Raw genomic sequence first — 24,586 nt, forward strand, 5'->3', positions numbered from 1 at the left:
TAGCGACCAGCGCTTACTTCTGCACCACGGCCATGATGTCTTCTTCGCGCATCACGAGCAGTTCGTTGCCGTCGACCTTGACGGTCTGGCCTGCATACTTGCCGAACAGGACGCGGTCACCAACTTTCACGTCGAGTGCGATTTGTGCACCCTTGTCGTCACGCTTGCCCGGGCCGACTGCCAGAATTTCGCCTTGATCCGGCTTTTCTGCTGCGGCTTCGGGGATCACGATGCCCGACGCAGTCTTGGTTTCTTGATCCAGACGTTTGACGATCACGCGATCATGCAAAGGACGAAGGTTCATACATACTCCTCTCTTGATTGAGACTGAAGAACGCTGAGAAAACCCGGCTGGCTGAGCCAACCGGCGATGTTGTTAGCACTCTCGTGCAGCGAGTGCTAATTATATGGACGGGTGGTGACAAATTCAAGAAGGGATGTGGTGTCGATGTCGATGTCGAGATTCGCTTAACTTCGAACTCTGTTCACTTAAGCTCGAACTTCCGGGCGGCACTCGGCCGCCGTCGCGGCAAACGATTCCCAGCAAAAACAAAAGCTTATAGCCGAATCTGCTATCCGCTATGTAGTGCGCGCAGTACGACTCAATGCTCTATCTAACTGCATTCGTTTGCGCGTGCTAGCGGCTTTCGCCACCCAGGGAAAGCCCCTATAAAAATCGCAATCATCAGTCGCGCTCTGGCAGATCGAAGAACATGATGCGACCGACCGTCGCCGGCCTATCGGTCTCAATAGCCGAGACCTGAACGTAAACGTTACTGTCTTCGACCACCGTGTCGGGCCATACCGCACGCATGATGTCGTTTTTGGAAACCACGGCGTTATTGGCCTGGACAAGGAGAACAAGCACATCCATTGCCCCGCCCGCCGAGAACGGCCGGCTTCCCGTCGACATACGCCTCACGGGTTTCAACGGAGACGTCGACATTTCCGACACGCGTCATTGCCAGCCCCCATGCGTTGGATGTGCACGCTCAATTCAGCGCAATATTGAATTGACCGCCGTTTGATTTGTGGAACCGACCTGGCGCCAAAGTCGCGCTTGCTGAGAACAACGGTGGACAGCTTGCCGGAGACTCCGCCGTCGCGCTGGTGACCATTCTTTCGACGTAGTCGTTCCTACGAAGATCAACGGATGTGGAGTGACAGATTGTGTAGCTGTGCATGATCTGTCCGCCTGGCCCAACGTCCTGCGAATTAACTTGCATCCTGGATAAATACTGTATAAATTCACAGTACTGTTTTTATATACAGGATCGGTCATGAACCAGCTCATCCGCATCTTGAACGACGGTGACCGCGAAACGCTTGCGTGGTTGTGCAAGCATGTCGGAGACGTGCGCGTGGCTGCTGCTGCGCGACATCTGGGAGGCAACGGCAAACCGTACGTGTCCGCTGTGTGCCGCTATCTCGGCGTACGTCCACCAACGCCCCATCAACATAGCCGGCCTGTTGAAGACTGCACGGTCGGCGATAACTATCTTGCCCAGATCCGCCAGTTGTTGGCACAGCGAAACCAAGCATTGTTGAAGCATCAACTTTGATGCTGCGAGTCTTCAGGAAGATAACCGTATGACTAACGAGCCTGGTCTTGATATGGATGTCCACGACGTCAATCCTGTCGCCCTCGAACGCGCACTCCGCAGCGCGTCGCTCGACCTCCAGCAGATCATTGCCACAGTCGCAGGTCGTTACCTCGACAATGGCCGTCACCGCTACTCAAGTGGCGCGCAATTGCCGACCTGGCGCACGCTGCTGACAATCGATGAACAGGTCTTTGAGAATCGGGGCTTCCGGGCGAGGCACAACGAGACAGTACGCTCGACGTTTGTCCGGTTTGAGGACAGTCGTTTGTCCGGAATGGATCTCGACGAGCCCGTCGACTGGCGACGTGACGACGACAACTTGCCAGCCGTGTACCTGCTCGTGCGCGCACTGGTACAGGCCGACGCTACCGATGTGGCTACACAGGACTAGCGCGCCAACATCGACCGTTAGCCGTTATATTTTTGAATGCGCTCCAGAAAGTTCAAAGTTAAACGAACCAAACTCCAGATAGTTCCAACTGAAGTGAGCCGCAGGTTCAGAGTTGGCTGAGCGTCACGCCCTACATCCGACCTCGACGAGGCCTCCGGTTTCGTAGCGTGCGCCATGTCCGCTGTACGCGTCCGCCTGCAGGTAACCTTTGTACTTCTGCAGGCACCGCAGCGGATGCGAACCGGAGCGCGATTCCGCGAACTCGAACACGACCGCCGGCGGGTGGTCGACCCAGACACCGTTCTCCTCGCGTTGGCCGGCGCCAAGATAGCCCCATAATCGCGCGGTACGTGTCGCCGTGCGACCCTTATCGAGCAACTGCAGCGTCGTCGTGTCATCCACGTGCATGCGGGGGGCCTGCAACTGGTAGCCCGCAGCGGTAGCGGCCGCACTTCGAGCAACTCAGCCGCCGCCAGCTTCCATTCGCACAGCGTTGCCGGGGCAGGTGCGCACCACGTCGTGCATAGCGCATCTCCTGCCGGTTCAAAGGCAGGTGATCGACGTAGGTGTTGACCAAAATGTTAGCCAGCAGGCTCGCGCTCGCATTGATCTTCGGCCGAAGACGACATTGTCAGGTTCGAGGAAAACTACAAACGCATACCTTCATGACGCGCTCAGTCTTTACGCCGGGCGTTGCCCACGTTGGCGTAGCGTGCCTTCCATTCTTCCTGACCCTCGTTGCATGCGGCAGGGACATTAGCGGGCCGCGTGGAAACAGCAATGCTGTTCTGATGCGCACGGTCACCGAAGTTCGCCATTAGCCGGTAAAGCGTCGCCCGCGAGATCTCAAGCTCGCGGGCTGCGTGTAGTGACCGGCCGCGCGGCGGACGCGGTTCACAAGTTCGCGAACATTGCCAGGCCAGCTATGCGCACACATCGTCTTGATCGCTTCGTCGGAGAATCCGCGGATCTGATGAGTGGCGTCGGAACGGCATTTTTCCAGCATGTGATACGCGAGTGCCTCGATATCCTCACCGCGCTCCCTGAGCGGCGGTTCCGCAATGCGCAGCACACCGGCAAGTCGATATAGCGTATCGGTCGCTGTCGGTTCCAAACCGCACGGAACAAGTCACTCGATCATGTTATACGGAGAAGAAATGGAACAACACGTGACGGGAGCGAGCGCCCGGAAGAGCGTGACCACAGAGTGCAACACTAACGCATGCGTAGCACGTGGTATGCGCGGAGTGCCAATTTGCGCCAGATCGCGCAAGTGAGCTAGTAACAAGTCAACCGGCCTGTCCAACATAGGGAGTTTCTGTGCGGCTGCTATCTTATATAACCAATTTCGGCGATCCGTACCTGACATCGCTCCTCGCCGGAGTCATCATATTGTGGCTTGCAGCGACGCGGGCGTGGCGACCACTGCTTGCCTGGACGAGCTGTTTTAGTGTCGGGGTATTGGCCGTGGCAGCAAGCAGGCTTGCCCATGCAGGATGGGGAGTCGAAATCTCTGCACTGAACTTTGCGGTCATCAGTGGTCATTCCATGCTGGCCAGCGCAGTCTATCCAACGACTTTTGGCCTCTGCGCGACTCAGGCAAAACCACGCACTGCCAGGCTGGCTTACCTGCTCGGCTTCGCTTGCGCATTGGCGATCGGCGTGTCGCGGGTCCTCCTGGGCTTCCATTCAACTGCCGAAGTCGTGACCGGGTGGCTGCTCGGCACGCTTATCGCGGGCATGACATGCAGCCTGATGTCTCGGTCACGTGTCCGCACCTTTTCAGTCGGGAAGTTTTCGATGCACGACTCCACGCCGTTCGCAGCGACCGCAATGGCGCTCATCGTGATTTGTCACGGCAAGATCGTGCCCGTTTCCAACTGGATCGACAGCAACGCGTCCGAAGTGACGCAATGGAGCAAACCGCAAGCGGTTGAAACTCGCTAGACAGACCCGCGGCACCGACCGCTTTCGGTACAGGGGAGATCTTTTCGTCTGTGACGGGGTCAAGGCATTGTGCAGACAGATTGGTCCGGACACGGGGTGTCACGGTTGCCTGGCTTCTCCGACGTAAAACGCATGCGAATATGTCGTGATTCGACTGCAGAATGGCGTTTTCGCGCGCTATGCGGCGCATTCTGCCGACGAGACCCAGTGTTACGCTCAAGCAAGAAGCCTTCGCGGCAGTGAGCCGCCGTTCAGCGGCAGACTCAGCAGCCATCAGAACATACCGCGAAGCGCGATTGCCGGCGAACGGCGAAACATCGCTGCGGGAGCGACTGCGATGAGAATCAGAACATATACAGCGTTGACGCTATGGGTGTTTAGCAGTGCTGCCATCGCATGGCAGCCGGTCACCTATCCCATCCGAAGTCAAAACGCTTATCAGCGCAGCATCGACAACGCGATGTGCTACGCCACGGCCAACAAGCAGACCAAGGTCAACATGGCGCACGAATCGCAGCTTCCGCCGCGCCAACCAGCGGCCACCAAAACGTCGTCGACCGGTGCGCCGTCGCGGCCACCCTTGCCGTCCAGCAGTTTTTCAGCGACCCCGCCGGGCACGAGCATGCCAGCGGCCGCATCCGGTGCAAGCGTGCCCGCCGTGAGTACAACGACGGCCAAGGCAACGACCGCGGCGGCGACGAAGACGGCAAGTTCGACCACGGCTACGAACGCGACCGCAACGACCGCGGCGGCTACGCCGGCATCGGCAACCATCGCAGATAACGGCGCCTCGGAGACAGCAGCGGCGGGCGCTGCGCCGACAGCATCGGCATCTGGCGTGAAGCTGCCGCCCTTGCCGGCACCCGAACCGCCAATGACACAGTACTGGGCCGCGTGGGGCGCGTGCATGCAGGCTCGGGGTTACGTCGTCACACAGTAATCCCGCTTGCCAGCCTCGTTGCGGTGCCTCGTTTTTCTTGATTGTGGCGCCGGCATTCGACGCCCATTTGCGAAACGGCAATGCTTAGCGACGTTAATTCAGATCAGCATGATTACCCCCAATGCGAGCACTGCGGTGCGCCGCTAGCCGGCCGCTTTACGCCGTGCCCCCAATGCAACGCGCGTCCGGTTGATTCGTTCGGCGCGCGCATCACGCTTCCACCACCCCTGAAAGTCCCGCTGGAAAACACCCAGCCGATGCTGCCCGCCCGGCTGATCACGCCACGCATCTGGCGCCCTTCCTCAAGAGAGTTAACCGATCCGTACGCCGTCACCAAAGAGTCGCCGGTCACCGCCCCCGTCTCGCAGAGACTGCGCCAGCCTCTCGTGCTGGGCGCGTCGGTGGTGATCGTAGCCTCCGCCGTCTACCTGGGCTTCATCCACAGCAACGATTCGGTCGACGGCACCCCGATCGCGGTATCCGGCAAGGTGAAAAGCCAGAACGCCAAACCGCCAGTTGCGGTTGCTCAGCGGTCGCTGCCTGCGTTCGTCGCGCAACGGCCGGTGAGGCCCACACCCGTGCGAACGCCTCCTACCCCGCCACCGCCGTCTACGCTGCCGGCGCCAGGCCGCACGGTGACCGCATCGGCCGAGGCAAAGCACAATCCGGGCGGCCAGACCAGCAAGCCGCCCGACAAACCTCGCGTGGATGCCTCGAAGCAGATGAGAGCCGCCCGCGCCAATCTGCAACAGAACAATCTGTCTGCGACGAAAGCGCGCCTCGCGGCGGCCATCGCGGTACAGCCGGACAACCCCGAGGCGCTGCGCTTGCGCGCAGCCGTGGCCGAGCGTGAACAGCAGCGGGACGCGCTACTCAGCATAGCGCGCGGTTGTGGCTATATCGCGCGATGGGCGTGCGTCTGGCACAAGGCCGGCGACGCGCTGCAGCTCGATTCGAGCAGCAAGGAAGCCCAGCTTCTTGTCTCGCTCGCCTTGCGCGAGTCCGAACTGGCGAGCTCGTGGCCGCCGGCATCCGCGCCCGAGGCCACACCCGAAGAGCGCAGTATCGCCATCAGCCACCATTGAACGCGACGCGCACGGTAAGCGAAATCTTGCCAGGGTGGTCAGGGTGAACTAACGGGCCGGTACAGCCAAACGACGACTGACCTGATGCGCGATCGCCCGATAGCGCGCCGCCGTATCCCTGAGCGTGAGGCCGGCAAGCGGGCGTTGCGCCCGCGCCTGCCCTAGCGCCGCGACAACAGCCTCCGCATAGCACGGCACATCGTCTGTATCGACCAACTGCACGCCGGGAAATCCACTCGCAAACGCAAACGACGGAATCTTGCTCGCGACGATCGGAATCCCGGAGGCCAGTGCTTCGAGAAACGCCACGCTATGCGCCTCGCAGCGCGAGGGCATGACGAACACGTTCGACTCCGACAGCACGCTCGCCACGTCGGAGCGCGGCCCCGCCACCACGACACGGTCCACGAGTTCCAACTTCCGCACGAGGTGGATAACCGCGCGCTGGTAATCCGGATCCTCGACCACGCCGTACAGTAAGAGGCGCGCGTCTGCCACCCGCTTGAGCACCTCGCCGAAGGCATGCACCGTCAGAAGCTGATTCTTCACCGATGCATACCGCCCGATCTGCACGACTTGCGGCGCCCGGCCGCTACACCCGGCGCCGTCGGTAAACGCGAAACGACCGAGGTCGACACCGTTGGGCACCACGGTCATGGAAGGATGCGGCCCGATGGTCTGCACGTAGTCCATCACCCCTTGCTGGGATACGCCGATCACGACGCGGGCACGTCCAGACAGCATATGCTCGATGCGCCGGAACAATGGCCGCTCGAAGTCGTTGATCGCCGAATGCATGACGTACACGACCGGCGTGCGCAGCGGCAACGCGCGCGCATAAAACGAAGGAATCGTCGCGTGCGCGAAAATCACGTCCGGGCGAAATCGCCGCACCGCGAAGAACAGATTCCACAGTTTGCCGGCGATGCGTTTGCGCCGCTGCGGAAACCAGCACTGCACGCCGTGCCGCTGCAGTTCGTCCTGCAAGGGCAGGAATTCGGCATGCGCCGGTAGCAGCGAGGCCACGCACACCGCCATGCCCTCGGCGCCTTGATCGATAGCCAGGTCCTTCGCGAGAACTTCGGCGCCCGACAAACGCGGCGCCAGAACCAGATGTAAAACACGCATCATGGAATCCTTGCGGCCAGCGTCCTGAACAGCATCCACGCCGCGGCGCAGCCAAGGCCAACGGTCATCGACCAGGCAATGCCCGTCACGCCCCACCAGTGAACCGCCGGAGGCACGCTGACCAGCAGCACGACAACCTGAATCAGCGACGCATGCACGGTTGCCTTCGCATCACCCACCGCGCGCAGATAAGCGACCAGCACGGCGATCAACGCGCCGATCGCCATATTAATCACCAGAATTCTGAACAACGGCACCGCAGGCAACCAGGCCGCGCCGAGAATCAGCGAGAAGAGCGGCTCGGCGATCAGTCTCAGCACCTCGACGAACGCCGCCAGCCCCACCGCGATCACGAGAAGGTAGATCTTGATGAGCCGCGATGCCGACTGCGGATTCCGGCGATGACGCGCTGCAAAGGTGGGGAAGAGGTATTGCGACATGGCGATCGCGGCGTCGGCAAGCAGCATCTGCGCGAGCCGCGACGACATCTGATAGCCGCCCAGTTGCGCCGGGCCGAGCAGTTTGCCGACCACGACCTTGTCGAACTGGTTGAGCAGCAGATTGACCACGCTGCTCGCCCAGATCCACCGACTGAAACCCACGTAATGACCGATGCCCGACCAGACCGCGCGGATCGGCGGGCGCGGTTTCATCGTCGCCCAGGTCAGCGTGCTTTTCAGGCTTTCACCGGCCACGAGGCCGATCAGCACCGAGGCCGCACCGGCGCCGAAATACGCGAGCGCCAGACCGACCGAGCAATCGACGAATGACGCCGCCACCTCGACGCCGGCAATATGCTGGAAGCGCCGCTCGCGCTGCACGAGGTAGTACGTGGGCGATGCCAGACCACGCAAGAGCGGCAGTAGCGCGGCGAGCTGAATCAGCACCAGTGAGCCGTTCAGATGAAACTGGCTGCTCAGCAATGGCGCGAGCGCGACCAGCAGCAGTGAGATGAGCACGCCGCGCGCGGTGAGCGTCGTCCACACGGCGCCGAGTTGCGAGCGCGTCGGAGGATGTTCGCCCTGAATAACCGCTTGCGCGAGACCCGTGTCCGATAATGCCTCCGCAATCGCCACCGCGAGCAAGGCCACGCTCACGCTGCCGATTGCCGCCGGCCCGAGCATCCGGCCAATCGCAAGAAATTTGATCGCTACGAGTCCACGCACGGCGAACTGCTGCAACAGCACCCACGTCGCTGCGCTCGCGCCGAAGCTGGTCGCCATCGAGAGCGCCGGAAGCCTGATCGCCCGCAAGCTGTATCTCCGTCGAATCGGCGCGCCGCTGAGTCGGCCACACGCAGCGATTCAACGCATCGCTGCGTACGCCGCCGGCGCATAAATAGTTAGGTTGCACCAGCAAGCTGGCGAGCTTTTTCATTGCTGCTATGCACGACCTTACCGCGAGAGAATCGGCGACAACCGCCATCAGCTAGGCCCGTTCAGCCGAACCCATTGCGCGCTAGTACGTTTAGCCACAGAACGGGTCAAATAGACAGGTCCGCTCGCGCCGCCGATGCTAACGTTGTTCAGCTAGCGCGCCCGAAGGCAGGCGGGGTGAGCGTGCTCTTCCGCAACGCATTCGACCACTGACGACCACTGACGACCACTGCATCGATGGAACAAGACTACGTCCTGATTGTGGAACCCAACCTCACCGGCCATCGCTGGCGCTATGTCGAATGGATCATGCAGGCCTGCACGGAAGCCGGCTATCCGTGCATGCTCGCGACGGAGTCCGCCAACGAAGACCATCGGCTCGCCAGACAGATCGTCGCCGCGAACCGTGCGGATCTGCAGATCGCGTTCGTCGATCCGCAGGAGCGGCCACGCGGCCTGCTGGGCCAGTCGAACCAGTACTCGCGCTTTCACCGCTATTTCAAGCGCGTACATAGAGTCGTCAGCCATGCGCAACCGATCAGGCTGGTGGTTGTGCCCTACGTCGATTACTTTTTCTATGCTTTGCCGTTTCTCGGCTCGCCGTTTCGCAAGACACCGTGGATCGGCATCACCATGCGTTCGACGTTCCATCATCACAAGGTCGGCATCAAGTCGCCTGATCGTCCGATCGTGAATGCGATCAAGGCACTGCTTTTCAAGCGCGCAATCCAGACCCCCGGCTTGCGCACGCTGCTGACAATCGACCCGACGCTGCCGGAATGGTCGGCGCACAACGCCTCGAAGAACAGCGCGGCCGTCGCCTACGTGGCGGACCCGTTTCCCGACGAGCGAGCGGAAAATCCGGTGCTGGCCCGCGAGCGGCTCGGACTGGACCTCACGCAACGTTATCTGCTGGTGTACGGCTCGATCACCGAACGCAAAGGCATCTACGAACTGGTTCACGCGCTGACCCGTCTGGAGCACGCGCCCACGCTGATCGTTGCGGGCGAGCAGGACGCGGGCACGCGCCATTTCATGCGCAATCATGTGCGCAGCCTCACGCCCGCGCCAGTGATACTGGATTCGTTCATTGCGAACGACGTCGAGCGCGATCTGTTCTCCGCCTGCGACGCAGTCTGGCTAGGTTACAAGGGACACTATGGAATGAGCGGCGTGCTCGTGCAGGCGTACCGCTTCGGCAAGCCCGTGATTGCAACAGAAGACGGACTGATCGGCTGGTTCAGCCGGCGCTGCGAACTGGGACCGATTCTGAGCGACCTGAGCTCCGCTTCGATCGGCCGTGCGATCACGGAGACGATGACCTCGTGGCCGCACGCGCCGCAAGCCGTTCCGGCGGCACGCGAAGATCTGCTGTCACGGCATACGCTCCGGCAATTCAAGCAGACCCTGCTTCAGCAGATGGCCTGATCCGGCAACACGCCCTTCGACGCACCATCACCTCGGCAGACAGACGAGACTTAGAGGCTCGAATGGCTCCATGCGCCATTCTCTGGCCGGCAGCGGGGCCGGCCGCACGGTTGAGCATACTCAGGATAACTGGCCACCCGCAACAGGCACTTCTTCCCGCACCGAACTGTTGCGCTTTTCAGGGAACAGCGCATTACGCATACGCAGGAACGGATACTCGATCGCGCGGGTTGTGACATAGCCGATCGCAATCGCGAAAGCGAACTGCGCGGTGAGCGCCACAATCCAGATCACGCTCGGTGCAAGACCCATCGCGGTTGCTTTGCGAATCAGCATGTCGCCCGGGGCGAGCGCAAGCGAATGCCACAGGTAAATGCCGTACGAATAGAGGCCGATCCAGGCAATCCCGCGATACACCCACGACGAACGAAGCGATCCCGAATACTCCAGCACGAACACAATCAGCGCGGCGAAACCGATCGCCTGAATCGTGTAACCGATGCTTTCGTCGAGCGCGAAGTGTGGCGTCGCAAAGGCGAGCCACGCGCATAGCGCCACGATGCTGGCGACCAGCAGCCACTTGCGCTTCGCGAGTTGATGGTAGACACCCGGTTTCATCCAGTAGATCGCGGACAGGATCACGCCGACCAGCAAACTGTCGATCCGGTATTGCGTGTACGCGAATGCTCCTTCCAGGTTGCCGCCCGCCACCGCGAAGCAGCGCGCGGTGAGCACCACCGCGCAGATTCCGGTGAGCACGCCGACAATCGTCCATGCGCCGAGACGCCAGCGCGCGAACAGCAATAGCAGCGCTGGCAGGACGAGATAAAAGTGTTCTTCGACCGCGAGACTCCAGGTCTGGGTAATCGAGGTGCCCAGATAGTTCTGCAGGTGGGTCAGGTTCTGGAACAGAAACGTATTCCACGGATGGCGCCCGGCCAGCACATGAAAGGCGATCAGGATGTAATACGCGGGCCAGATGCGGAAAATCCGCCGGATGATAAAGCGCTTGGCGTCGACGTTACCTGTTTCGGCGTACTGCCGGAGCAGCAGGCCGCCAACCAGAAAGCCGCTGAGCGTAAAGAACAGATTGACGCCTTCACGCCCAAAATTCTTCAGGGGGTACTCGACGATATGGATCAGGAAGTTGTCAGTATGAACGGCGTGAAAATGAAAGCCCATCACCATGATAATCGCGATGCCGCGCACGAAATCCAGCTCGATGGCTCGCTTGCCTGTTGCGGGTCCCGCCCCGCCGAATAATTTCATGTTTTTCTCCCCTGTCACCATTCGCGGGCGCATGTCCCTTTTTGCATCTTCGGTGGCGGCACGCGTGCGTGCGCGCCAACATCAAGGCATTGGCCGACAACATAAGGAAGTGTGCGCGCGTCTTGCAGTGACCGCCCTTGCCACTGTCGCCAGAATCCAGGCAATCGGCGACGAAACCGGACACGCGCAACGGCCAAGCGCGCAGTTTCCCGCACAATGACCCGATGCGAGACCGTCCGCTTAGACCGACGGCGGATCGACAGCACGGGGAGGAATCAGCAATGCGCCATCAGTATGCGACGCTCTGGATATGGTTTTTACTGTTACCGCTTTCGCTGGACTATAAAGCGACCGACGCCAACGTAGGCCACTTCGCCCAATCCGCGCTGGTGATCCCAGCAATCGCCGCGGGCCTCGCCCTCGTGCTGATCGCACCACGCTTTCACGACCGCTCGCGGTTACGCTCGGCGGTCACTTTCAGCATGCTGCTGTGTGTGTTCGGCAGCATCGTCGCCCAGCTGGTTCAGGATAACGACACCGGCAACTATCTGCGTGTCCTGCTGCCGTTCGCACTGTTTGCGCTCGGCTATTTCGTGGCCTGCCGTCCGTGGAGCGAATACAGAATCTCGCAGTTCGAGAGAGCCCTGTTCTTCGCCAACGTGATCAGTCTCGTGTTCACCTTAATCTACGGCATGGCGACCGGGGGCGATCTCGAAGACGTCCGCTATCGCATCATCTCGGTGACGTTGCTTGGGCTGCAAGGCGTGCTGCTGCACGAATTCATCGTCGCCAAACGCTATTCCTTTTTCACGATCGCTGTGTTCGCCGCCAGTGTGATCGTCGAGTTGCTGAGCGTCACGCGCAGTTTGCTGCTCGGCACTGTATTGCTGTTCCTGATGGCTATGGCGCTGTCCGCGCCGTCGATCCGGCAGGTTTGGCGCGCGGTTGCCCGTACGGTGATCGCGGGCGCCGTGCTGGCCGGCGTGGCCGGGGTCGCGGCGCTAAGCTTTCCGACCGTCGCCGAGCACTGGACACAGCGTATATTCGCGTCAGAGGAAACAGTCACCGGCAAGGATCCGACCACCATCACCCGCCTCGCCGAGATGCGCGATCAGTATGACCAGGTGACGGCGTCGCCGGTAACGCTGCTGTTCGGCGCAGGCTACGGCCACTACTACCGCTATTCCCCCGCCTACCTGCCGGACCTCGCCGGCCAGATCAGCGAGAAAGACTTCTACGCGATCAACGAATGGGCCGCGGGCCACAACTTCTGGGTCTATCAACTCTTCGCGGGCGGACTGCTGTTCGGCATCGCCATGCCTTTGGCGACACTCGCCGCGCTGGCGATCTGCTTCTTCTCGTATCGCTACTGGCGCTCGGTGGTGCCCGACGCGCCCATGCTTCCGGTGCTAGGTCGCGCCATCATGCTGTTTGCCGCACTGCCCGCCACGTCGATCGGCGGCAATCCGCTGGGGCCGCGTTTCTCAGGACTGGTATTCGGCCTCGCCCTCGGCCTCATGATCGCCACGCACGCGCGATTGCAGCGCGCACTGCCTGCGCGGGTGAAGCGCACGCCGGCTCCACGGCATTTGCGACCGGCCGCGATGCCTGAATTGCCGGGCAGAATCCAGCCCGGCATGGGCCGCGCCGATCTCGCGACGACCCTCGGCATGTCGCGCACGGCAACCGCCGCGCCCGGCTCCAGCCGGTTCGGCGCCCTCGTGTCGCGCACCGCGTCGACGCCACGCTCCAATCGACCGAATATCGCCCGATGAAAATCCTCCATCTGCTTGCAAGCATCGATCCACGCGCAGGCGGCCCGGTTGAAGGTGTTCGCCGCAGCGGCGCGGCGATGCAGGATGCCGGGCACCAAATCGAAGTGGCCACCTGCGATGCCCCTGGTGACGCCTACCTGGCGGCCTTTCCGTTTCCGGTCCACGCGTTCGGCCCCGTCAACAGCCGCTACAGCTACAGCGCGCAACTTGCGCCGTGGCTCGTCGCCAACGCGAACCGGTTCGACGCGGTCATCGTGCACGGCTTGTGGCAGTACCACGGCTTCGCGGCATGGAAAGCGCTGCATAAAAGCGGTGTGCCCTACTATGTGTACGTGCACGGCATGCTCGACCCGTGGTTCAAACAGGCTTACCCGCTCAAGCATCTGAAGAAGTGGCTGTACTGGCCATGGGCCGAATACCGGGTGTTGCGCGACGCACGCGCCGTTATCTATACGACCGAGGAAGAGCGCGCACGCGCCCGTCAATCGTTCTGGCTATACCGGGCGCATGAACAGATCGTGCCGTACGGCGCGACCGTGCCGCCGCTTGAAGCCGCGCCCTTGCGCGAAGCGTTCCTGCAAGCCGTGCCCGGTTTGCGCGGCAAACGCATCGTGCTGTTTCTCGGCCGCATCCACGTGAAGAAAGGCTGCGATCTGCTGATCGATGCGTTCGCGCGCGTCGCCAGCCGCGATCCGTCGCTGCATCTCATGATTGCGGGTCCCGACGAGACCGGCTGGGTGGCAAGTTTGCGCGCCCAGGCCCAGGCAGCCGGCATCGCGCACCGCATCAGTCTGCCGGGCATGCTGCAGGGCGATCTCAAGTGGGGCGCATTTCATGCAAGCGACGTGTTCATTCTGCCCTCGCATCAGGAAAACTTCGGCGTAGCAGTTGCTGAAGCGCTCGGCTGCGGACTGCCCGCGCTGATCTCGGACAAGGTCAACGTGTGGCGCGAGATCGAAGCGGACGGCGCAGGAATGGTTGCCGCCGACACGGTCGATGGTACGGAAAAGAATCTCGTGCGCTGGCTCGAACTCGACGACAGCACGCGCGCCACCATGCGCGCTCAGGCGACTCGCACTTTCGAAGCACGCTTCCGGGTCGAAACCATGGTCAGCGCGCTGACCGCTCTGCTGGAAACTAAGGGCGGTGCCGGCGAAACGCGTGAAAGCACGCCCCCCACGCTGCGCGAAGCCACTCAACCGAGCCGGTAACCGGGCCGGTGACCGTGCGCCGCCAAGCGCAGTCACCGGCGGTCTTCATTGCTCTTTCATCAACGGTGTCAAGGTCGAGGCTGCAATCGGCAGGTTTTCGGCTTGAGGCTGCTGCGGCTGAGTCGACATCAGCGAACTGTTGGCAGCCTCGACCCGTGTGTTGCCGACCACATCCGGCACGTCCAGTTGCCGCACCAGATGACCCGCGAGCCGCAGCGAAAGCGCGGCGATCGTGATGGTCGGAAAGTTGGCGCCGACGGTTGGAAACACCGAACTGCCCGCCACGTAGAGATTGCTCATCCCATGCATCTTGCAATCGCGATCGACCACACCTTCACGCGGTGAATCGTGCATGCGCGTGGTGCCCATGTGGTGCCACGTGCCCTCCAGCTTCGCGGGCCAGGGGCGGCCTTCGAGCGGCGCATCGAGTTCGACGTCCGCGATGCCGGCCAGCTGCAACTCCTGCGCGAGCAACGAGAAGGTCTTGTCGAAGGTGCGCTGCACCTGTTCGCCCAGACGCCACTCCACCTTCACGCGCGGCATGCCGAACCGGTCCCGCTTATCGGCCGACAACGTGACCCGGCTATCCGGATTGGGCACCGCTTCGACGATTGCCTGCAACGTCACGTCGGTGATCAGCAACGGCCATTGCAGGAGCCGCGTCAAACCGTAGCCCACGGTGTGCAGCGGGTGCGCGATCATCGTGGCGATATCGTTTTTGAGCCTGCGGCCCGGCTGGTCCTTCTGCAGTAGCGCTTCCTTGCAGTGGATCAGCGCTTCGGACCCCGCGGTTCCTTCACCGTACCAGCGCGAATAGATCCACACACGTGAATTCAGCAGCTTCTCGCGCTCCATCAACTCCTGCTTTGGCGCGAACTGTGAGGATATCTTCGTGCCGTGTGCGGATACCGCGGCATTCTGATAGTGGTACTTGATGTCATACAGTTTGTTGCGAGCGTTGCCTGGACGAAAACGCACCTTTCCGCACATCATCCGCGGATGATCCATGAAGTACCGGCCTACCAGATCGTTGGCATTGCCAAGGCCCGTTGCGTGCACGTTATTCGAGGCGAGCAGAAGCCGCGCGTTCTCGATGCCACCGGTGGCCAGCACGAAAATCCGGGCGGTCACCGTCATCTTGCGTCCACTGATGGTCGCCACCTGCAGCCGCGAAATGGACGTGCCCTGAGCATCGGCGTCGATACTCTGCACATTCGCATACAGAAACACGCGCACCCGCGGTGAGCGCGACAGCTCGTCGCGATAGACCTTACCGAAACGCACTGGCGGGCTGAACTGCGCAACGGTATCGCGCATATCGCCGGTGCCGAGCGGTATGCGGCGCACGTCATGGCGCCCGATCTCACGCTCCCAGTAAGCGGGGTCGAAATTCTGCGGGCCGAGCTTCAACAGTTCATGCGTACGCGCGTAGTACGGCGCCAGTTCTTCGAGGCCGAACGGCCAGCCGCTGTGCGGGATCCAGTCGCGCTTCTCGAAGTCCCACGGATCGAGCGGGCGGCACCATCCACCCCAGCAGTTGCTGCTGCCGCCGAAGTAGCGGCTGCGCGAGCCGTCCGCGAACGAATAGGGAAGCCCGGCGTTCTCGCCGCGATAAAGGTCGCGGGTTTCGTCGTCAGGCCCGAAGCCCCCGCTTTCAAGCATGCAGGTGTCGACCCCGGCCCTCGACATCTCCAATGCAAGCGTAATGCCGGCGACACCTCCGCCGATGATGCAGACCGTCGTTTCAATGACCGTGTTGTGTTCAACAGTGCGAGTATCGATGAACATCCCTACTCCCCATCGTCTTCCTGCATTCTGAGTGCGTCAATTCGGCTACTCATCCAACCGGGGCTGGCGAGCAAACCACGCAGATGTCGTTACCGAACACGTCATCAGCATCGCCGCGGGCGTTGATCAAAGCAATCGATCGACAACAATCCCATTGCGGCCGCCGACATACCGGCTTGTGAACGACTTGGCCTCGCCAGCGTATAAACGCTGTGGTTTTCTATCTGTGCTTCAGGTCACGGAACCAAAACGTTTCCGGATAAAACGACAGGGATTGCCGCCGTACACGCCCTCGGGATCGAGCGAACGATGCACGACGGACAAAGGTGTCACCACGGCCGAACGGCCAATCGTCACCCCCATCTGCACAACACATTTCGACGTGATCCAGACGCCGTCCTCGATGACGATCGGCGCCACGCGCAGATCCATCGTGGTGCTCATGTCGTGAGACCCGGCACTCAGGAACGTGCCCTGGGAAATGCAGACGTTCGATCCGATGCGGATCAACGCCTGGTTATAGATCCAGACGTCGACGCCGAACCAGCAGTTATCGCCCACTTCCAGATTCCACGGCGACTTCACGCGCAGGGGATGCACGAAGCGGCAACCCACGCCGATCTTCGCGCCGAACAGGCGTAACAACGCCACCCGAACCGACGACAGAGGCAGCAGCTTGTTGTTGATCACGCAGGCTTCAACGACAAACCAGATGAGCTCGACCAAGGCACCGCGCTTCGCGCAATAGTTTCCCTTTCCGGCCAGGCTCAGATCGATGACACGGCCATTCTCACGGACGTCTTCGACTTCCGGTATGCGGCCGATGTGCGGATCGTCGGCAACGTTACCCATCAGATTTCTCCTGACCACGAACGGGAGTCGACATACTCGTGCGTCGTTGTTACATTATGTTTCGACTCCTTACTAAATGTAGCATCATGGCCGTACAGGGAAGCGTTTTGGCGGCTACACACGTACTGGTTGGCGCACGATAGCTCTATTGAGACCGCATCTTCCTGGGGAATACGATGACCATCTCGTTCCGGCATACAACCACCTCGCTGTTTCTCACCATCGCCACGTGTGCCGCACCGGCGTTCGCGCAGAACGCAGCGCCCGCTGCACCGACCCTTGCCGCTACGGCTGCGACCAGCTACGGCACCCCTGCCCCAGCAGCACCCGCCAACCCTGGCGCAGCGCATCGCAACAACGAAGCAAAGTTGCTGGGCGCCCCACGCGACTACGGGTCGCCCGACGCACAGCAAGGCAATACCGCCGACGCCCAGCAGGCAGCGCTGCTCGACGAACAACGCATGACGGTGTTGGGCGGAGGGCAAGGCGGGCAGCCGGCTGTGGGCAAGGGCCAGCGCAACAAGGCGCAGGCCGCCGCCAACGGCAAGGTGCGCGTGGCCGGCCAGCCGGGCGGTCCGAATGCGGCCAACGCCTTGATGCCCGAGGGCGCAGCGAAAACCACTTACGCCGATCCGTACGATCCGGGCAAGCACGCCGTCTACCGATCCCCGTGGTGATATCGCATTCATGAGATGGCCGCGTACCGGATCAATCCGGCGCGGCTTCCTCCGCTGTAGCCGATTTTCGCCGCCGCGAGGCCACCGCGGTTGAAGATCCCGCCGTGCCATTGAAATACGGCGCCTCCGCGTTTCCACGTTTGCCGGCGGGTTCACGAAGCAGCGTCGCCATCCGCGCTTCGAAGGTGCCAATCGTCGACTCCGGCGATAGCGTGCGCTCCGCATAATTGCGTGCGGCCTTGCCGAGCGCCGCGCGGCGTTCGCGGTCGCTCGCCAGCACCGTGATCGCCGCCACCAAAGCCTTGACGTTGTCCGGCGGCACGACCACGCCGCGCGGCAACACCGCGTCGTAGAGCCCCGTGCCGCGCCGCGCCATGGCCACCACGGCGCGCCCGCTTGCGAACATGCCGGTGAGCTTCGAAGGCATCACCAGATCCGCGGCATCGCCACGTTGCGGCAGAACATGAATGTCGGCGAGATTGAGCAGTTCGTTCAGGCGCTCCACCGGTTGCAGCGGAATAAAAACGCAGTTCGTCAATCCCGCGCAGCGCTCGAGCAGGCTCTCTCTCGCGGCGCCGCTGCCACAGAAAACGAAGGTGACATCGGCACGTGCGGCAAGCATCGCCGCCGCATCCGCGAGCGTTTCGATGCCCTGTTTCGCACCCATGTTGCCCGAGTACAGCACCACCTTCTGGTCAACCGGAATGCCCAGCAGACGCCGGTAGTCGCTCGCGCGCGCAAGCGGAAAGATGGTCGACACATCGACCCAATTGGGCAGGCACACGACCCGCGATGGCTCGACTCCCTTGTCCACCGCACGTGAACTCATCTGCGGCGTAATCGACGACACGGTAGCGAAGCGCCGCAGCAGCGTGCTTTCGATCCAGCGCGCCACGCGGGCTGCGCGCGAGCTTTTCAGAAGGCCCAGATCGAAGGCCGCATCGACCTCGAAGTCCTGAATATGCAACCAGGCACTCGCGCGCGCGAGACGTGCGAGCGCCAGCGTAGCTGGCGCGCACATCAGGGTCGGCGCGATCAGCATCACCGCATCGGGGCGCCACAGCACCTGCCGCGCGAGTAGCGGCAACGAGCTAGCGGCGAAGCTCGCGAGATGCAGCATCCGCTTCAGGCCGCTGGGACGCGACGGCACCCACAGTGGCGCACGCCAGATCGTCACGCCGTCGCGCATCTCGCGCTGATACCGCCAGGACACATAGTTCGCAGCAACGCGCCACTCAGGGTAATAGGGCGGCGCGCACACCACACGAACCTCGTGGCCACGGCTCGCCAGCAGCACAGCCATCTCGGCCGTGTACTTGCCCACTCCCGTCAGTTCAGGCGCGTAGTTGAGGCCGTAGATCAGAATCTTCATTGTGGCTGCCAGAACGTGTTAGAGCTTCGCATGCGCAACGGGGCCATGAAGGGCTTCAGTCGCTGAGCATCAGCGCGCAGCCACGAGCGATATTGGCGGCGGCGGAAGGCGGATCGAAACGGCGAATCACATCCATGCAACGGCGCGCCGTGCCGCCGGCGTCGGCGAAAGCCTCCATCGCCTTGAGCATCGTGCGCTGCAGTCCGGCGACGTCGCCCGCTGTGAATGAATAGCCGCTCACGCCGTCGATCACCAGTTCCGGCACGCAACCGCAACTCTCGCTGACCACCGCGGGGCAGCCGTGCGCGAGCGCCTCGTTGACGACGAGTCCCCACGGCTCGCTGTAGCTCGGCAGCACCATGCAGGTCGCGCCGTAGTACTCCCGGGTAAGCGGCTCGTCCTGCAAACTGCCGGCGAAGGTCACTGCGTCGCCGAGTTCGAGTTCTGCCACCTTCGTATGCAACATGTCCGCCATCGGACCCGTGCCGACAATGCGCAACTTGGCCGCTGGAATACGCCGCTGCAAGCCGGCGAACGCCTCGATTAGCGTGCCGATGCCCTTCTCTTCTGAAAGACGGCCGACATAGAGAAAAATTGGAGGATTGCCGGCGCGTGCCGCAATCCGCTCGACCAGCGCGCGCTCCGGCGAGAACGAGCCGGGCAACGCGGCAGCCTGACAGGGCACGAAAATCTTGTCGCGCTTCGCGCCGAGCGAAAGCAGATACTCGCGGCTGCGCTCGCCGAAACCAAAATAGCCGTCGCAGAGCGAGAAGAACACGCGCTTCGGAATCGACGTCAGCAGCTTCTTGGGCCGGTCGCGCGCGGTCGAATCGCAGAACACCGCACGCCGCTTGCCGGTCACGATGCACGCGGCCAGCATCGCCCAATATTCCGGACGGTGGTAGCCCGGCAGAACGATCAGATCCGACTTGGTCCGCAGGACTTCCCAGGTGAGCCGCGCGATCATCTTCATCGTCGGCACATCTTCGTAGCAACCGTCGAACAACTTTTGCATCGGATAACGATGGTACGAATAGTCGACATCCGAAAACCCGATGCGGTCGTGCTCAGTATCCGCAATCTGCACCATCGAGTAGCGAATCGCGCCAGACGACGAAATGTTGTGCAAGGCGGAGAACACGACACCTTTGTGGCGCGACCATACGACGTTGTGGAAGATCGTGACTGACGCGGTCATCTTTATTCAACTCCTTGAAAAATCGTCGCTGTGTGCATTAGACGCTACGCGCGCAAAACGCCCCACGCGTCCCTTCAATTCCGGAATCGCGCTCAACGGCCTTCAGTGCGCGCCTATGCCTGCATGGCGGCGGCAGGTGTCGAGCCGGCGTGTAATTCAACGAATTCCCGATACGTGGACGCGATGCCCTCTTCGAGGCCAATGGTCGCGTGCCAGCCCATTTGCGCGAGCCGCGATACGTCGAGCAGCTTGCGCGGTGTGCCGTCGGGTTTGGAGGCGTCGAATACGAGTTCGCCCTCGAAGCCGGCCACTCTGCAGATGCATTCGGCCAGTTCACGAATCGACAGGTCTTCACCCACCCCGACGTTGAACAGGCCTTCCGTCACGTTATGCTCGAGCACGAAGAGCGTCGCTGCGGCGAGGTCGTCGACGTGCAGAAACTCTCGGCGCGGCGTGCCCGATCCCCATACCGTCAAGGTCGCGGAGCCGTTCACTTTCGCTTCGTGCGCCTTCTTCAGCAGCGCCGGCAAAACATGGCTGCTGTTCAGGTCGTAGTTGTCGTTAGGGCCGTACAGGTTGGTCGGCATCAACGAGACGTACTGCGTGTTGTACTCGCGGTTGTACGCCTCGCACAACTTGAGACCGGCGATCTTCGCAATCGCGTAGGCGTCGTTGGTCGGCTCGAGTGGCGAGGTCAACAGATACTCCTCGCGGATCGGCTGCGGACATTGCTTAGGATAAATGCACGACGAACCGAAGAACACCAGCCGCTCGACCTGAGCACGATACGCGGCGTGAATCACGTTCGTTTCGATCACCAGGTTTTCATAGATGAATTCACCCGGCTGCGACGCATTGGCGAGAATGCCGCCCACGCGCGCGGCCGCGAGCAGCACCACGTCGATCCCTTCCTGCTCGAAGAAGCGGTTCACGGCAGCCTGATCCATGAGGTCGAGCTCCGCTCTCGTGCGCGTGACGACGTTGTGGTAACCCTCGGCATTCAGCCGCCGGACCAGCGCGGAGCCGACCATGCCACGGTGGCCCGCGACGAAGATGCGTGCTTGTTTGTTCATCGCCGTTACTCGTGATGTTCCAGCGCCGTGAAGCCGGCCAGCGTGACTAGCGCGTCACGTCTTGCAATCTGATAGTCCGCCCGCACCATTTCCTTGACGAGCGCGCTGAACGGCGTAGTCGGCTTCCAGCCGAGCTGCGCATGGGCTTTCGACGGATCGCCCAGCAGCGTCTCGACCTCGGCGGGCCGGAAGTAGCGCGGATCGACACGCACGATCACATCGCCCGGCGACATCTTGATTTCGCGCCCTTCCACCTTTTCGACAATGCCGACTTCATCCACGCCGGTGCCTTCGAAACGCACCGTGACACCCAACTCGGCGGCGGCGTGCTGAACGAACTCACGCACGCTGTACTGCACGCCGGTGGCGATGACGTAGTCCTCCGGCCGCTCCTGTTGCAGCATGCGCCATTGCATCTCCACGTAGTCGCGCGCATGGCCCCAGTCGCGCAACGCCGACAGATTGCCGAGATACAAGACCTTCTGCATACCCACCGCGATGCGTGCCACGGCGCGCGTGATCTTGCGCGTGACAAAGGTCTCGCCACGCACCGGCGATTCGTGATTGAACAGAATCCCGTTGCAGGCATAGAGGCCGTACGCCTCGCGGTAATTGACCGTGGTCCAGTACGCAAACAGCTTGGCGACCGCATAGGGACTGCGCGGATAGAACGGCGTGGTCTCGGACTGCGGAACCTGTTGCACGAGGCCATACAGCTCCGAAGTGGAAGCCTGATAGAAGCGCGTCTTGTGCTGAAGATCCAGAATGCGGATCGCTTCGAGAATCCGCAAGGCGCCAAGGCCGTCCGCATTGGCCGTGTATTCCGGTTCCTCGAACGAAACCGCCACGTGGCTCTGCGCCGCGAGGTTGTAGATCTCGTCGGGCTCCACGCGCTGGATCACGCGCAGGATGCTGGTCGAGTCGGTCAGGTCGGCGTGATGCAGAAAGAGTCGCTGGTCCGGGTCGTGCGGGTCGCGATAGAGATGATCGATCCGGTCCGTATTGAACAGTGATGACCTGCGTTTGATGCCGTGTACGTCGTAATCCTTGGCGAGCAGCAGCTCGGCGAGATACGACCCGTCCTGTCCAGTAATGCCGGTGATCAGCGCGACCTTGCGTTTCATGAAGCTCTCCCCTCGTTGAACTTTGTGATGTCAGTGCCATAGCACGATCGAGTGGGCGGCCCCGTCCATGGGGCCGCCGCTGCATCAATCCTTAGCCGGCGATGCTGTCGTATCCGTAATAACCACCTTGATAGCCGGAACCGAGGAATGCCCCTTCCTGTGGCACGTCGGTCAGCAGTACACCTCTGAGCGATACGCCACCGTTGAGCAGCCGCTTGGCGGTCTCGGCAATCTCGTTCAGCGGATGGCGGCCATGGCGCACCACCAGCAGGGTCGTGCCGGCGTACTTGCCGATCACCGTCGAGTCGGTCACGGCGAGCACCGGCGGCGTGTCGACAATCACAATGTCGTAGTGCGATTTCAATTCTTCGAGCATCGTTTCGAAACGCTTGCTCATCAGCAATTCGGACGGATGCGAAGGCAGCGTGCCCTTGGCGAGCACGTCGAGTCCAGGCAGCACGTCGCGCTGGATCATCGCCCCGAGATCGCCACCGCTCAGCACGTCCGAAAGCCCCGGCTGATGGCCGATGCCGAAATGCGAATGGACGTCGCCGCGCCGCATGTCGCCGTCGATAATCAGCACCCGCTTGTTCGCCGACGCCACCAGCGCCGCCAGATTCACCGACAGGAACGACTTGCCGGTGTCGGGCCGCGAACCCGTGATCATCACGATGTTGTTCTCGGCGTGATCGAGCGACAACTGCAACGAGGTCCGCAGATTGCGCACGCCTTCCACCGCGATGTCTTCCGGCGCCTGCTGCGCGAGCACATGCAGCCCACGACGGCGCAGCATGACGTTTTCCTGCAAACGCAGCTGCGTCTGGCTGCGCGGCACGATCGCGAACACCGGCACGCCGAGCACCGCTTCGAGTTCGTCCGGACGTTCCACGCCGCCATACATCGCGCGCTTGAAGAAGGTCAGCATGATGCCGATCAGCAAGCCGCCGCCGAGCGAGATCAGGATCGCCAGCACGCGTTTCGGACGCACCGGCTCGTCTGGCGTTTCGGCGAAGTCCACCACGCGCACGTTGCCCACCTGGCCGGCTTTCGCCACCCGCAGTTGCTGTGCGCTGTTCAACAGATTGGTATAAAGCTCCGTATCGACGTGCACGTCGCGCAGCAGACGCAAGGCGGTCTGCTCGGTATCCGGCATCACGGCCACGCTGCGGTTCATGTTGGCCGCCGCGCCCTCCAACGCCGCGATCTGCGCGTCCAGGGCGGCTACCGCCGGGTGATTCGGCGTGAAGCGCTGCAACATCTCCGCGCGTTGCTGCTGCAGATCGAGCAGCTTCGTCTTGTTGTCGACGACCTGCTGGAGCAGCAGCCGGCTTTCCTCGCCGAGATCGACCGTGCCGTGCTGGTTGCGGAACTTGTTATAGCGCTGCTCGGCGTCGTCGAGTTCCTTGCGCAAGCCGGGCAGTTGCTGATCGAGGAAGGCCAGCATGTGCTCCGCTTCGCTCGAACGGCTCTCCACATCCTGGCGCACGAATTCGCGCGCCATGCTGTTGACGATCGCCGCGGTCAGCGCCGGGTCGCCGCCCTCGAGGCTCGTGCGGATCACGCCGGACTGCAACGTGGTCTCGGCGACCACGAGCGCTTTTTGCAAGCGGTCCACGGTCCCCAGCGTCGAGGCGCGTTGCAGTTCAAAACGCGAGCCGGGCGCGCCGACCAGCTTATCGACGTGCAACGCGATCGGGCCGTCGGCGGTGTCGGTTTCCACGGTCTCGCCGACATGGCCGGAGAGAATCGCGATACCGTTCTTGTCGCGCAGCACGTACGACCCGCCTTCGCCCGAGGTCAGCGTGAAGGTCGTGTCGTAAAAGTCCTTCGACGTGTCGAAGCGCGACACGGCAATGCTCTCGTTACCCCACGCGTAACCCGACAGGTTGATGAACGACGGCAATTTGAAAAACCATTGCCCGTTCACCAACCCCGCGATCATGCCGCCGATGAACGGCAAGGTGCGCGGACCGGCCGTAATGTCGAGGTGCAAGCTCTTGACCGTTTCCTCGGTGACGAGCCGCGACTTCAGCAACTCGATCTCCGCCGCCGTCGTGGGCTTGGTGTCGAACATGCCGGTGAGCGGCGGCAAGGAATCCTTGTTGTTCGCATTGGCGTTCGCCGTCTTGTCCTCGACGTGGAACAGTACATCCGCGCGATACGTCGGCGGCGCGAGGAACGCATACGCGCACCCCAGCGCGAGTGCGATCAGCGTCACCATCACGATCGTGCGCCAGCCCCTCACGATCGTACGCAGATAGTCCGACAGATGCAGCTCGTCCGGTCCGGACACGTCGGTATAGCGATTTTCGAAGTTAATTGCCATTTTGTTCACCCAACAAAGCCCG

The 24,586-nt window shown here is 61.9% G+C and carries 23 protein-coding genes and 1 pseudogene; 9 read left to right on the forward strand and 15 right to left on the reverse strand.

Features of this window, described 5'->3' with window-relative positions; translation table 11 throughout:
- Positions 1 to 13 precede the first annotated feature (13 nt).
- The gene (gene groES, locus KHO31_RS10030) at positions 14 to 304 is read right to left on the reverse strand and encodes a co-chaperone GroES (RefSeq protein ID WP_007178996.1); all 291 of its coding nucleotides are present in this window, start codon (positions 302 to 304) and stop codon (positions 14 to 16) included.
- A 381-nt stretch (positions 305 to 685) separates the two neighbouring features.
- Positions 686 to 913, reverse strand: a complete 228-nt coding sequence (locus KHO31_RS10035; RefSeq protein WP_201084794.1) for a winged helix-turn-helix domain-containing protein — start codon at positions 911 to 913, stop codon at positions 686 to 688.
- A gap of 367 nt (positions 914 to 1,280) precedes the next feature.
- On the opposite strand from KHO31_RS10035, the gene KHO31_RS10040 reads away from it, so the two are divergent.
- Positions 1,281 to 1,562, forward strand: coding sequence for a hypothetical protein (locus KHO31_RS10040; protein WP_201080475.1), 282 nt, complete (start codon positions 1,281 to 1,283; stop codon positions 1,560 to 1,562).
- A 28-nt stretch (positions 1,563 to 1,590) separates the two neighbouring features.
- Positions 1,591 to 1,995 (forward strand): DUF2471 domain-containing protein, encoded by a 405-nt coding sequence (locus KHO31_RS10045; protein ID WP_201080476.1) that lies wholly within the window; start codon positions 1,591 to 1,593, stop codon positions 1,993 to 1,995.
- Positions 1,996 to 2,118: 123 nt separating this feature from the next.
- On the opposite strand, the gene KHO31_RS39200 is transcribed toward KHO31_RS10045, so the two are convergent.
- The 3 genes and pseudogenes from KHO31_RS39200 to KHO31_RS10060 all read right to left on the reverse strand — a co-directional run.
- On the reverse strand, positions 2,119 to 2,418 hold the full coding sequence (locus KHO31_RS39200; RefSeq protein ID WP_268963804.1) for an IS66 family transposase: 300 nt from the start codon (positions 2,416 to 2,418) through the stop codon (positions 2,119 to 2,121).
- Positions 2,390 to 2,605, reverse strand: coding sequence for an IS66 family transposase (locus KHO31_RS39985; RefSeq protein WP_407945929.1), 216 nt, complete (start codon positions 2,603 to 2,605; stop codon positions 2,390 to 2,392). The genes KHO31_RS39200 and KHO31_RS39985 overlap by 29 nt, the downstream gene beginning before the upstream one ends.
- 267 nt (positions 2,606 to 2,872) lie before the next feature.
- A pseudogene (locus KHO31_RS10060) lies at positions 2,873 to 3,085 on the reverse strand (AAA-type ATPase lid domain-containing protein); the annotation flags it as partial.
- 230 nt (positions 3,086 to 3,315) lie between these two features.
- Here KHO31_RS10060 and KHO31_RS10065 point away from each other — a divergent pair.
- The 3 genes from KHO31_RS10065 (at position 3,316) to KHO31_RS10075 (ending at position 5,967) form a co-directional block, all read left to right on the forward strand.
- Complete coding sequence (locus tag KHO31_RS10065; RefSeq protein WP_201080482.1) at positions 3,316 to 3,942, forward strand: phosphatase PAP2 family protein; 627 nt, start codon at positions 3,316 to 3,318, stop codon at positions 3,940 to 3,942.
- A 337-nt stretch (positions 3,943 to 4,279) separates the two neighbouring features.
- Entirely contained in the window at positions 4,280 to 4,882 is a 603-nt protein-coding gene (locus tag KHO31_RS39205; protein WP_236071131.1) for a hypothetical protein, read from the forward strand.
- Between the two features lie 80 nt (positions 4,883 to 4,962).
- Positions 4,963 to 5,967, forward strand: a complete 1,005-nt coding sequence (locus tag KHO31_RS10075; protein ID WP_211623209.1) for a hypothetical protein — start codon at positions 4,963 to 4,965, stop codon at positions 5,965 to 5,967.
- A 48-nt stretch (positions 5,968 to 6,015) separates the two neighbouring features.
- On the opposite strand, the gene KHO31_RS10080 is transcribed toward KHO31_RS10075, so the two are convergent.
- Entirely contained in the window at positions 6,016 to 7,095 is a 1,080-nt protein-coding gene (locus tag KHO31_RS10080; RefSeq protein ID WP_201080551.1) for a glycosyltransferase, read from the reverse strand.
- Positions 7,095 to 8,348, reverse strand: a complete 1,254-nt coding sequence (locus KHO31_RS10085; protein WP_201080488.1) for an oligosaccharide flippase family protein — start codon at positions 8,346 to 8,348, stop codon at positions 7,095 to 7,097. The genes KHO31_RS10080 and KHO31_RS10085 overlap by 1 nt, the downstream gene beginning before the upstream one ends.
- 360 nt (positions 8,349 to 8,708) lie before the next feature.
- Here KHO31_RS10085 and KHO31_RS10090 point away from each other — a divergent pair, with 360 nt between their 5' ends.
- Positions 8,709 to 9,899, forward strand: coding sequence for a glycosyltransferase (locus KHO31_RS10090; RefSeq protein ID WP_201080490.1), 1,191 nt, complete (start codon positions 8,709 to 8,711; stop codon positions 9,897 to 9,899).
- 120 nt (positions 9,900 to 10,019) lie between these two features.
- On the opposite strand, the gene KHO31_RS10095 is transcribed toward KHO31_RS10090, so the two are convergent.
- Entirely contained in the window at positions 10,020 to 11,168 is a 1,149-nt protein-coding gene (locus KHO31_RS10095; RefSeq protein ID WP_201122931.1) for an acyltransferase family protein, read from the reverse strand.
- A gap of 281 nt (positions 11,169 to 11,449) precedes the next feature.
- Between KHO31_RS10095 and KHO31_RS10100 the strand changes: the two genes are divergently transcribed.
- Together KHO31_RS10100 and KHO31_RS10105 are read left to right on the forward strand one after the other, a co-directional pair.
- The gene (locus tag KHO31_RS10100; protein ID WP_211623210.1) at positions 11,450 to 12,943 is read left to right on the forward strand and encodes a hypothetical protein; all 1,494 of its coding nucleotides are present in this window, start codon (positions 11,450 to 11,452) and stop codon (positions 12,941 to 12,943) included.
- Positions 12,940 to 14,154, forward strand: coding sequence for a glycosyltransferase (locus KHO31_RS10105; protein ID WP_201108263.1), 1,215 nt, complete (start codon positions 12,940 to 12,942; stop codon positions 14,152 to 14,154). Before KHO31_RS10100 ends, KHO31_RS10105 begins: the two co-directional genes overlap by 4 nt.
- Before the next feature lie 45 nt (positions 14,155 to 14,199).
- Here the strand turns inward: KHO31_RS10105 and KHO31_RS10110 are convergent, their stop codons facing one another.
- Positions 14,200 to 15,942 carry an FAD-dependent oxidoreductase gene (locus KHO31_RS10110; protein WP_211623211.1) on the reverse strand — a complete coding sequence of 581 codons (1,743 nt, stop codon included), beginning with the start codon at positions 15,940 to 15,942 and terminating at the stop codon, positions 14,200 to 14,202.
- Positions 15,943 to 16,173: 231 nt separating this feature from the next.
- Positions 16,174 to 16,794, reverse strand: coding sequence for an LbetaH domain-containing protein (locus KHO31_RS10115; protein WP_201108261.1), 621 nt, complete (start codon positions 16,792 to 16,794; stop codon positions 16,174 to 16,176).
- Between the two features lie 176 nt (positions 16,795 to 16,970).
- On the opposite strand from KHO31_RS10115, the gene KHO31_RS10120 reads away from it, so the two are divergent.
- The gene (locus tag KHO31_RS10120) at positions 16,971 to 17,471 is read left to right on the forward strand and encodes a hypothetical protein (protein WP_201080502.1); all 501 of its coding nucleotides are present in this window, start codon (positions 16,971 to 16,973) and stop codon (positions 17,469 to 17,471) included.
- 31 nt (positions 17,472 to 17,502) lie between these two features.
- Here the strand turns inward: KHO31_RS10120 and KHO31_RS10125 are convergent, their stop codons facing one another.
- The 5 genes from KHO31_RS10125 to KHO31_RS10145 all read right to left on the reverse strand — a co-directional run bounded on the left by KHO31_RS10125 (position 17,503) and on the right by KHO31_RS10145 (position 24,564).
- Positions 17,503 to 18,843 (reverse strand): glycosyltransferase WbuB, encoded by a 1,341-nt coding sequence (locus tag KHO31_RS10125; protein WP_211623212.1) that lies wholly within the window; start codon positions 18,841 to 18,843, stop codon positions 17,503 to 17,505.
- A gap of 55 nt (positions 18,844 to 18,898) precedes the next feature.
- Positions 18,899 to 20,041, reverse strand: a complete 1,143-nt coding sequence (locus tag KHO31_RS10130; protein ID WP_201122927.1) for a glycosyltransferase family 4 protein — start codon at positions 20,039 to 20,041, stop codon at positions 18,899 to 18,901.
- 113 nt (positions 20,042 to 20,154) lie between these two features.
- Positions 20,155 to 21,114: a GDP-L-fucose synthase family protein gene (locus tag KHO31_RS10135; RefSeq protein ID WP_201080508.1), complete on the reverse strand. Its 960-nt coding sequence runs from the start codon at positions 21,112 to 21,114 to the stop codon at positions 20,155 to 20,157.
- A 5-nt stretch (positions 21,115 to 21,119) separates the two neighbouring features.
- On the reverse strand, positions 21,120 to 22,238 hold the full coding sequence (gene gmd, locus KHO31_RS10140) for a GDP-mannose 4,6-dehydratase (protein WP_201080510.1): 1,119 nt from the start codon (positions 22,236 to 22,238) through the stop codon (positions 21,120 to 21,122).
- Between the two features lie 91 nt (positions 22,239 to 22,329).
- Positions 22,330 to 24,564 carry a polysaccharide biosynthesis tyrosine autokinase gene (locus tag KHO31_RS10145; RefSeq protein WP_201080512.1) on the reverse strand — a complete coding sequence of 745 codons (2,235 nt, stop codon included), beginning with the start codon at positions 24,562 to 24,564 and terminating at the stop codon, positions 22,330 to 22,332.
- Between the last annotated feature and the right edge of the window lie 22 nt (positions 24,565 to 24,586).

The sequence above is a fragment of the Paraburkholderia domus genome (genome assembly GCF_905220705.1).
Lineage (GTDB): Bacteria > Pseudomonadota > Gammaproteobacteria > Burkholderiales > Burkholderiaceae > Paraburkholderia > Paraburkholderia domus.

Bases quoted from the DNA above. Each gene is read 5' to 3' on its own strand.
- KHO31_RS10135 (WP_201080508.1), bottom strand. From the start codon at position 21,114: ATGAACAAACAAGCACGCATCTTCGTCGCGGGCCACCGTGGCATGGTC.
- KHO31_RS10145 (WP_201080512.1), bottom strand. From the start codon at position 24,564: ATGGCAATTAACTTCGAAAATCGCTATACCGACGTGTCCGGACCGGAC.
- KHO31_RS10095 (WP_201122931.1), bottom strand. From the start codon at position 11,168: ATGAAATTATTCGGCGGGGCGGGACCCGCAACAGGCAAGCGAGCCATC.
- KHO31_RS10125 (WP_211623212.1), bottom strand. From the start codon at position 18,843: ATGAAGATTCTGATCTACGGCCTCAACTACGCGCCTGAACTGACGGGA.
- KHO31_RS10090 (WP_201080490.1), top strand. From the start codon at position 8,709: ATGGAACAAGACTACGTCCTGATTGTGGAACCCAACCTCACCGGCCAT.
- KHO31_RS10035 (WP_201084794.1), bottom strand. From the start codon at position 913: ATGTCGACGGGAAGCCGGCCGTTCTCGGCGGGCGGGGCAATGGATGTG.
- KHO31_RS10130 (WP_201122927.1), bottom strand. From the start codon at position 20,041: ATGACCGCGTCAGTCACGATCTTCCACAACGTCGTATGGTCGCGCCAC.
- KHO31_RS10110 (WP_211623211.1), bottom strand. From the start codon at position 15,942: ATGTTCATCGATACTCGCACTGTTGAACACAACACGGTCATTGAAACG.
- KHO31_RS10115 (WP_201108261.1), bottom strand. From the start codon at position 16,794: ATGGGTAACGTTGCCGACGATCCGCACATCGGCCGCATACCGGAAGTC.
- groES (WP_007178996.1), bottom strand. From the start codon at position 304: ATGAACCTTCGTCCTTTGCATGATCGCGTGATCGTCAAACGTCTGGAT.
- KHO31_RS10075 (WP_211623209.1), top strand. From the start codon at position 4,963: ATGCTTAGCGACGTTAATTCAGATCAGCATGATTACCCCCAATGCGAG.
- KHO31_RS10105 (WP_201108263.1), top strand. From the start codon at position 12,940: ATGAAAATCCTCCATCTGCTTGCAAGCATCGATCCACGCGCAGGCGGC.
- KHO31_RS39205 (WP_236071131.1), top strand. From the start codon at position 4,280: ATGAGAATCAGAACATATACAGCGTTGACGCTATGGGTGTTTAGCAGT.
- gmd (WP_201080510.1), bottom strand. From the start codon at position 22,238: ATGAAACGCAAGGTCGCGCTGATCACCGGCATTACTGGACAGGACGGG.
- KHO31_RS10045 (WP_201080476.1), top strand. From the start codon at position 1,591: ATGACTAACGAGCCTGGTCTTGATATGGATGTCCACGACGTCAATCCT.
- KHO31_RS10120 (WP_201080502.1), top strand. From the start codon at position 16,971: ATGACCATCTCGTTCCGGCATACAACCACCTCGCTGTTTCTCACCATC.
- KHO31_RS10040 (WP_201080475.1), top strand. From the start codon at position 1,281: ATGAACCAGCTCATCCGCATCTTGAACGACGGTGACCGCGAAACGCTT.
- KHO31_RS10080 (WP_201080551.1), bottom strand. From the start codon at position 7,095: ATGCGTGTTTTACATCTGGTTCTGGCGCCGCGTTTGTCGGGCGCCGAA.
- KHO31_RS10100 (WP_211623210.1), top strand. From the start codon at position 11,450: ATGCGCCATCAGTATGCGACGCTCTGGATATGGTTTTTACTGTTACCG.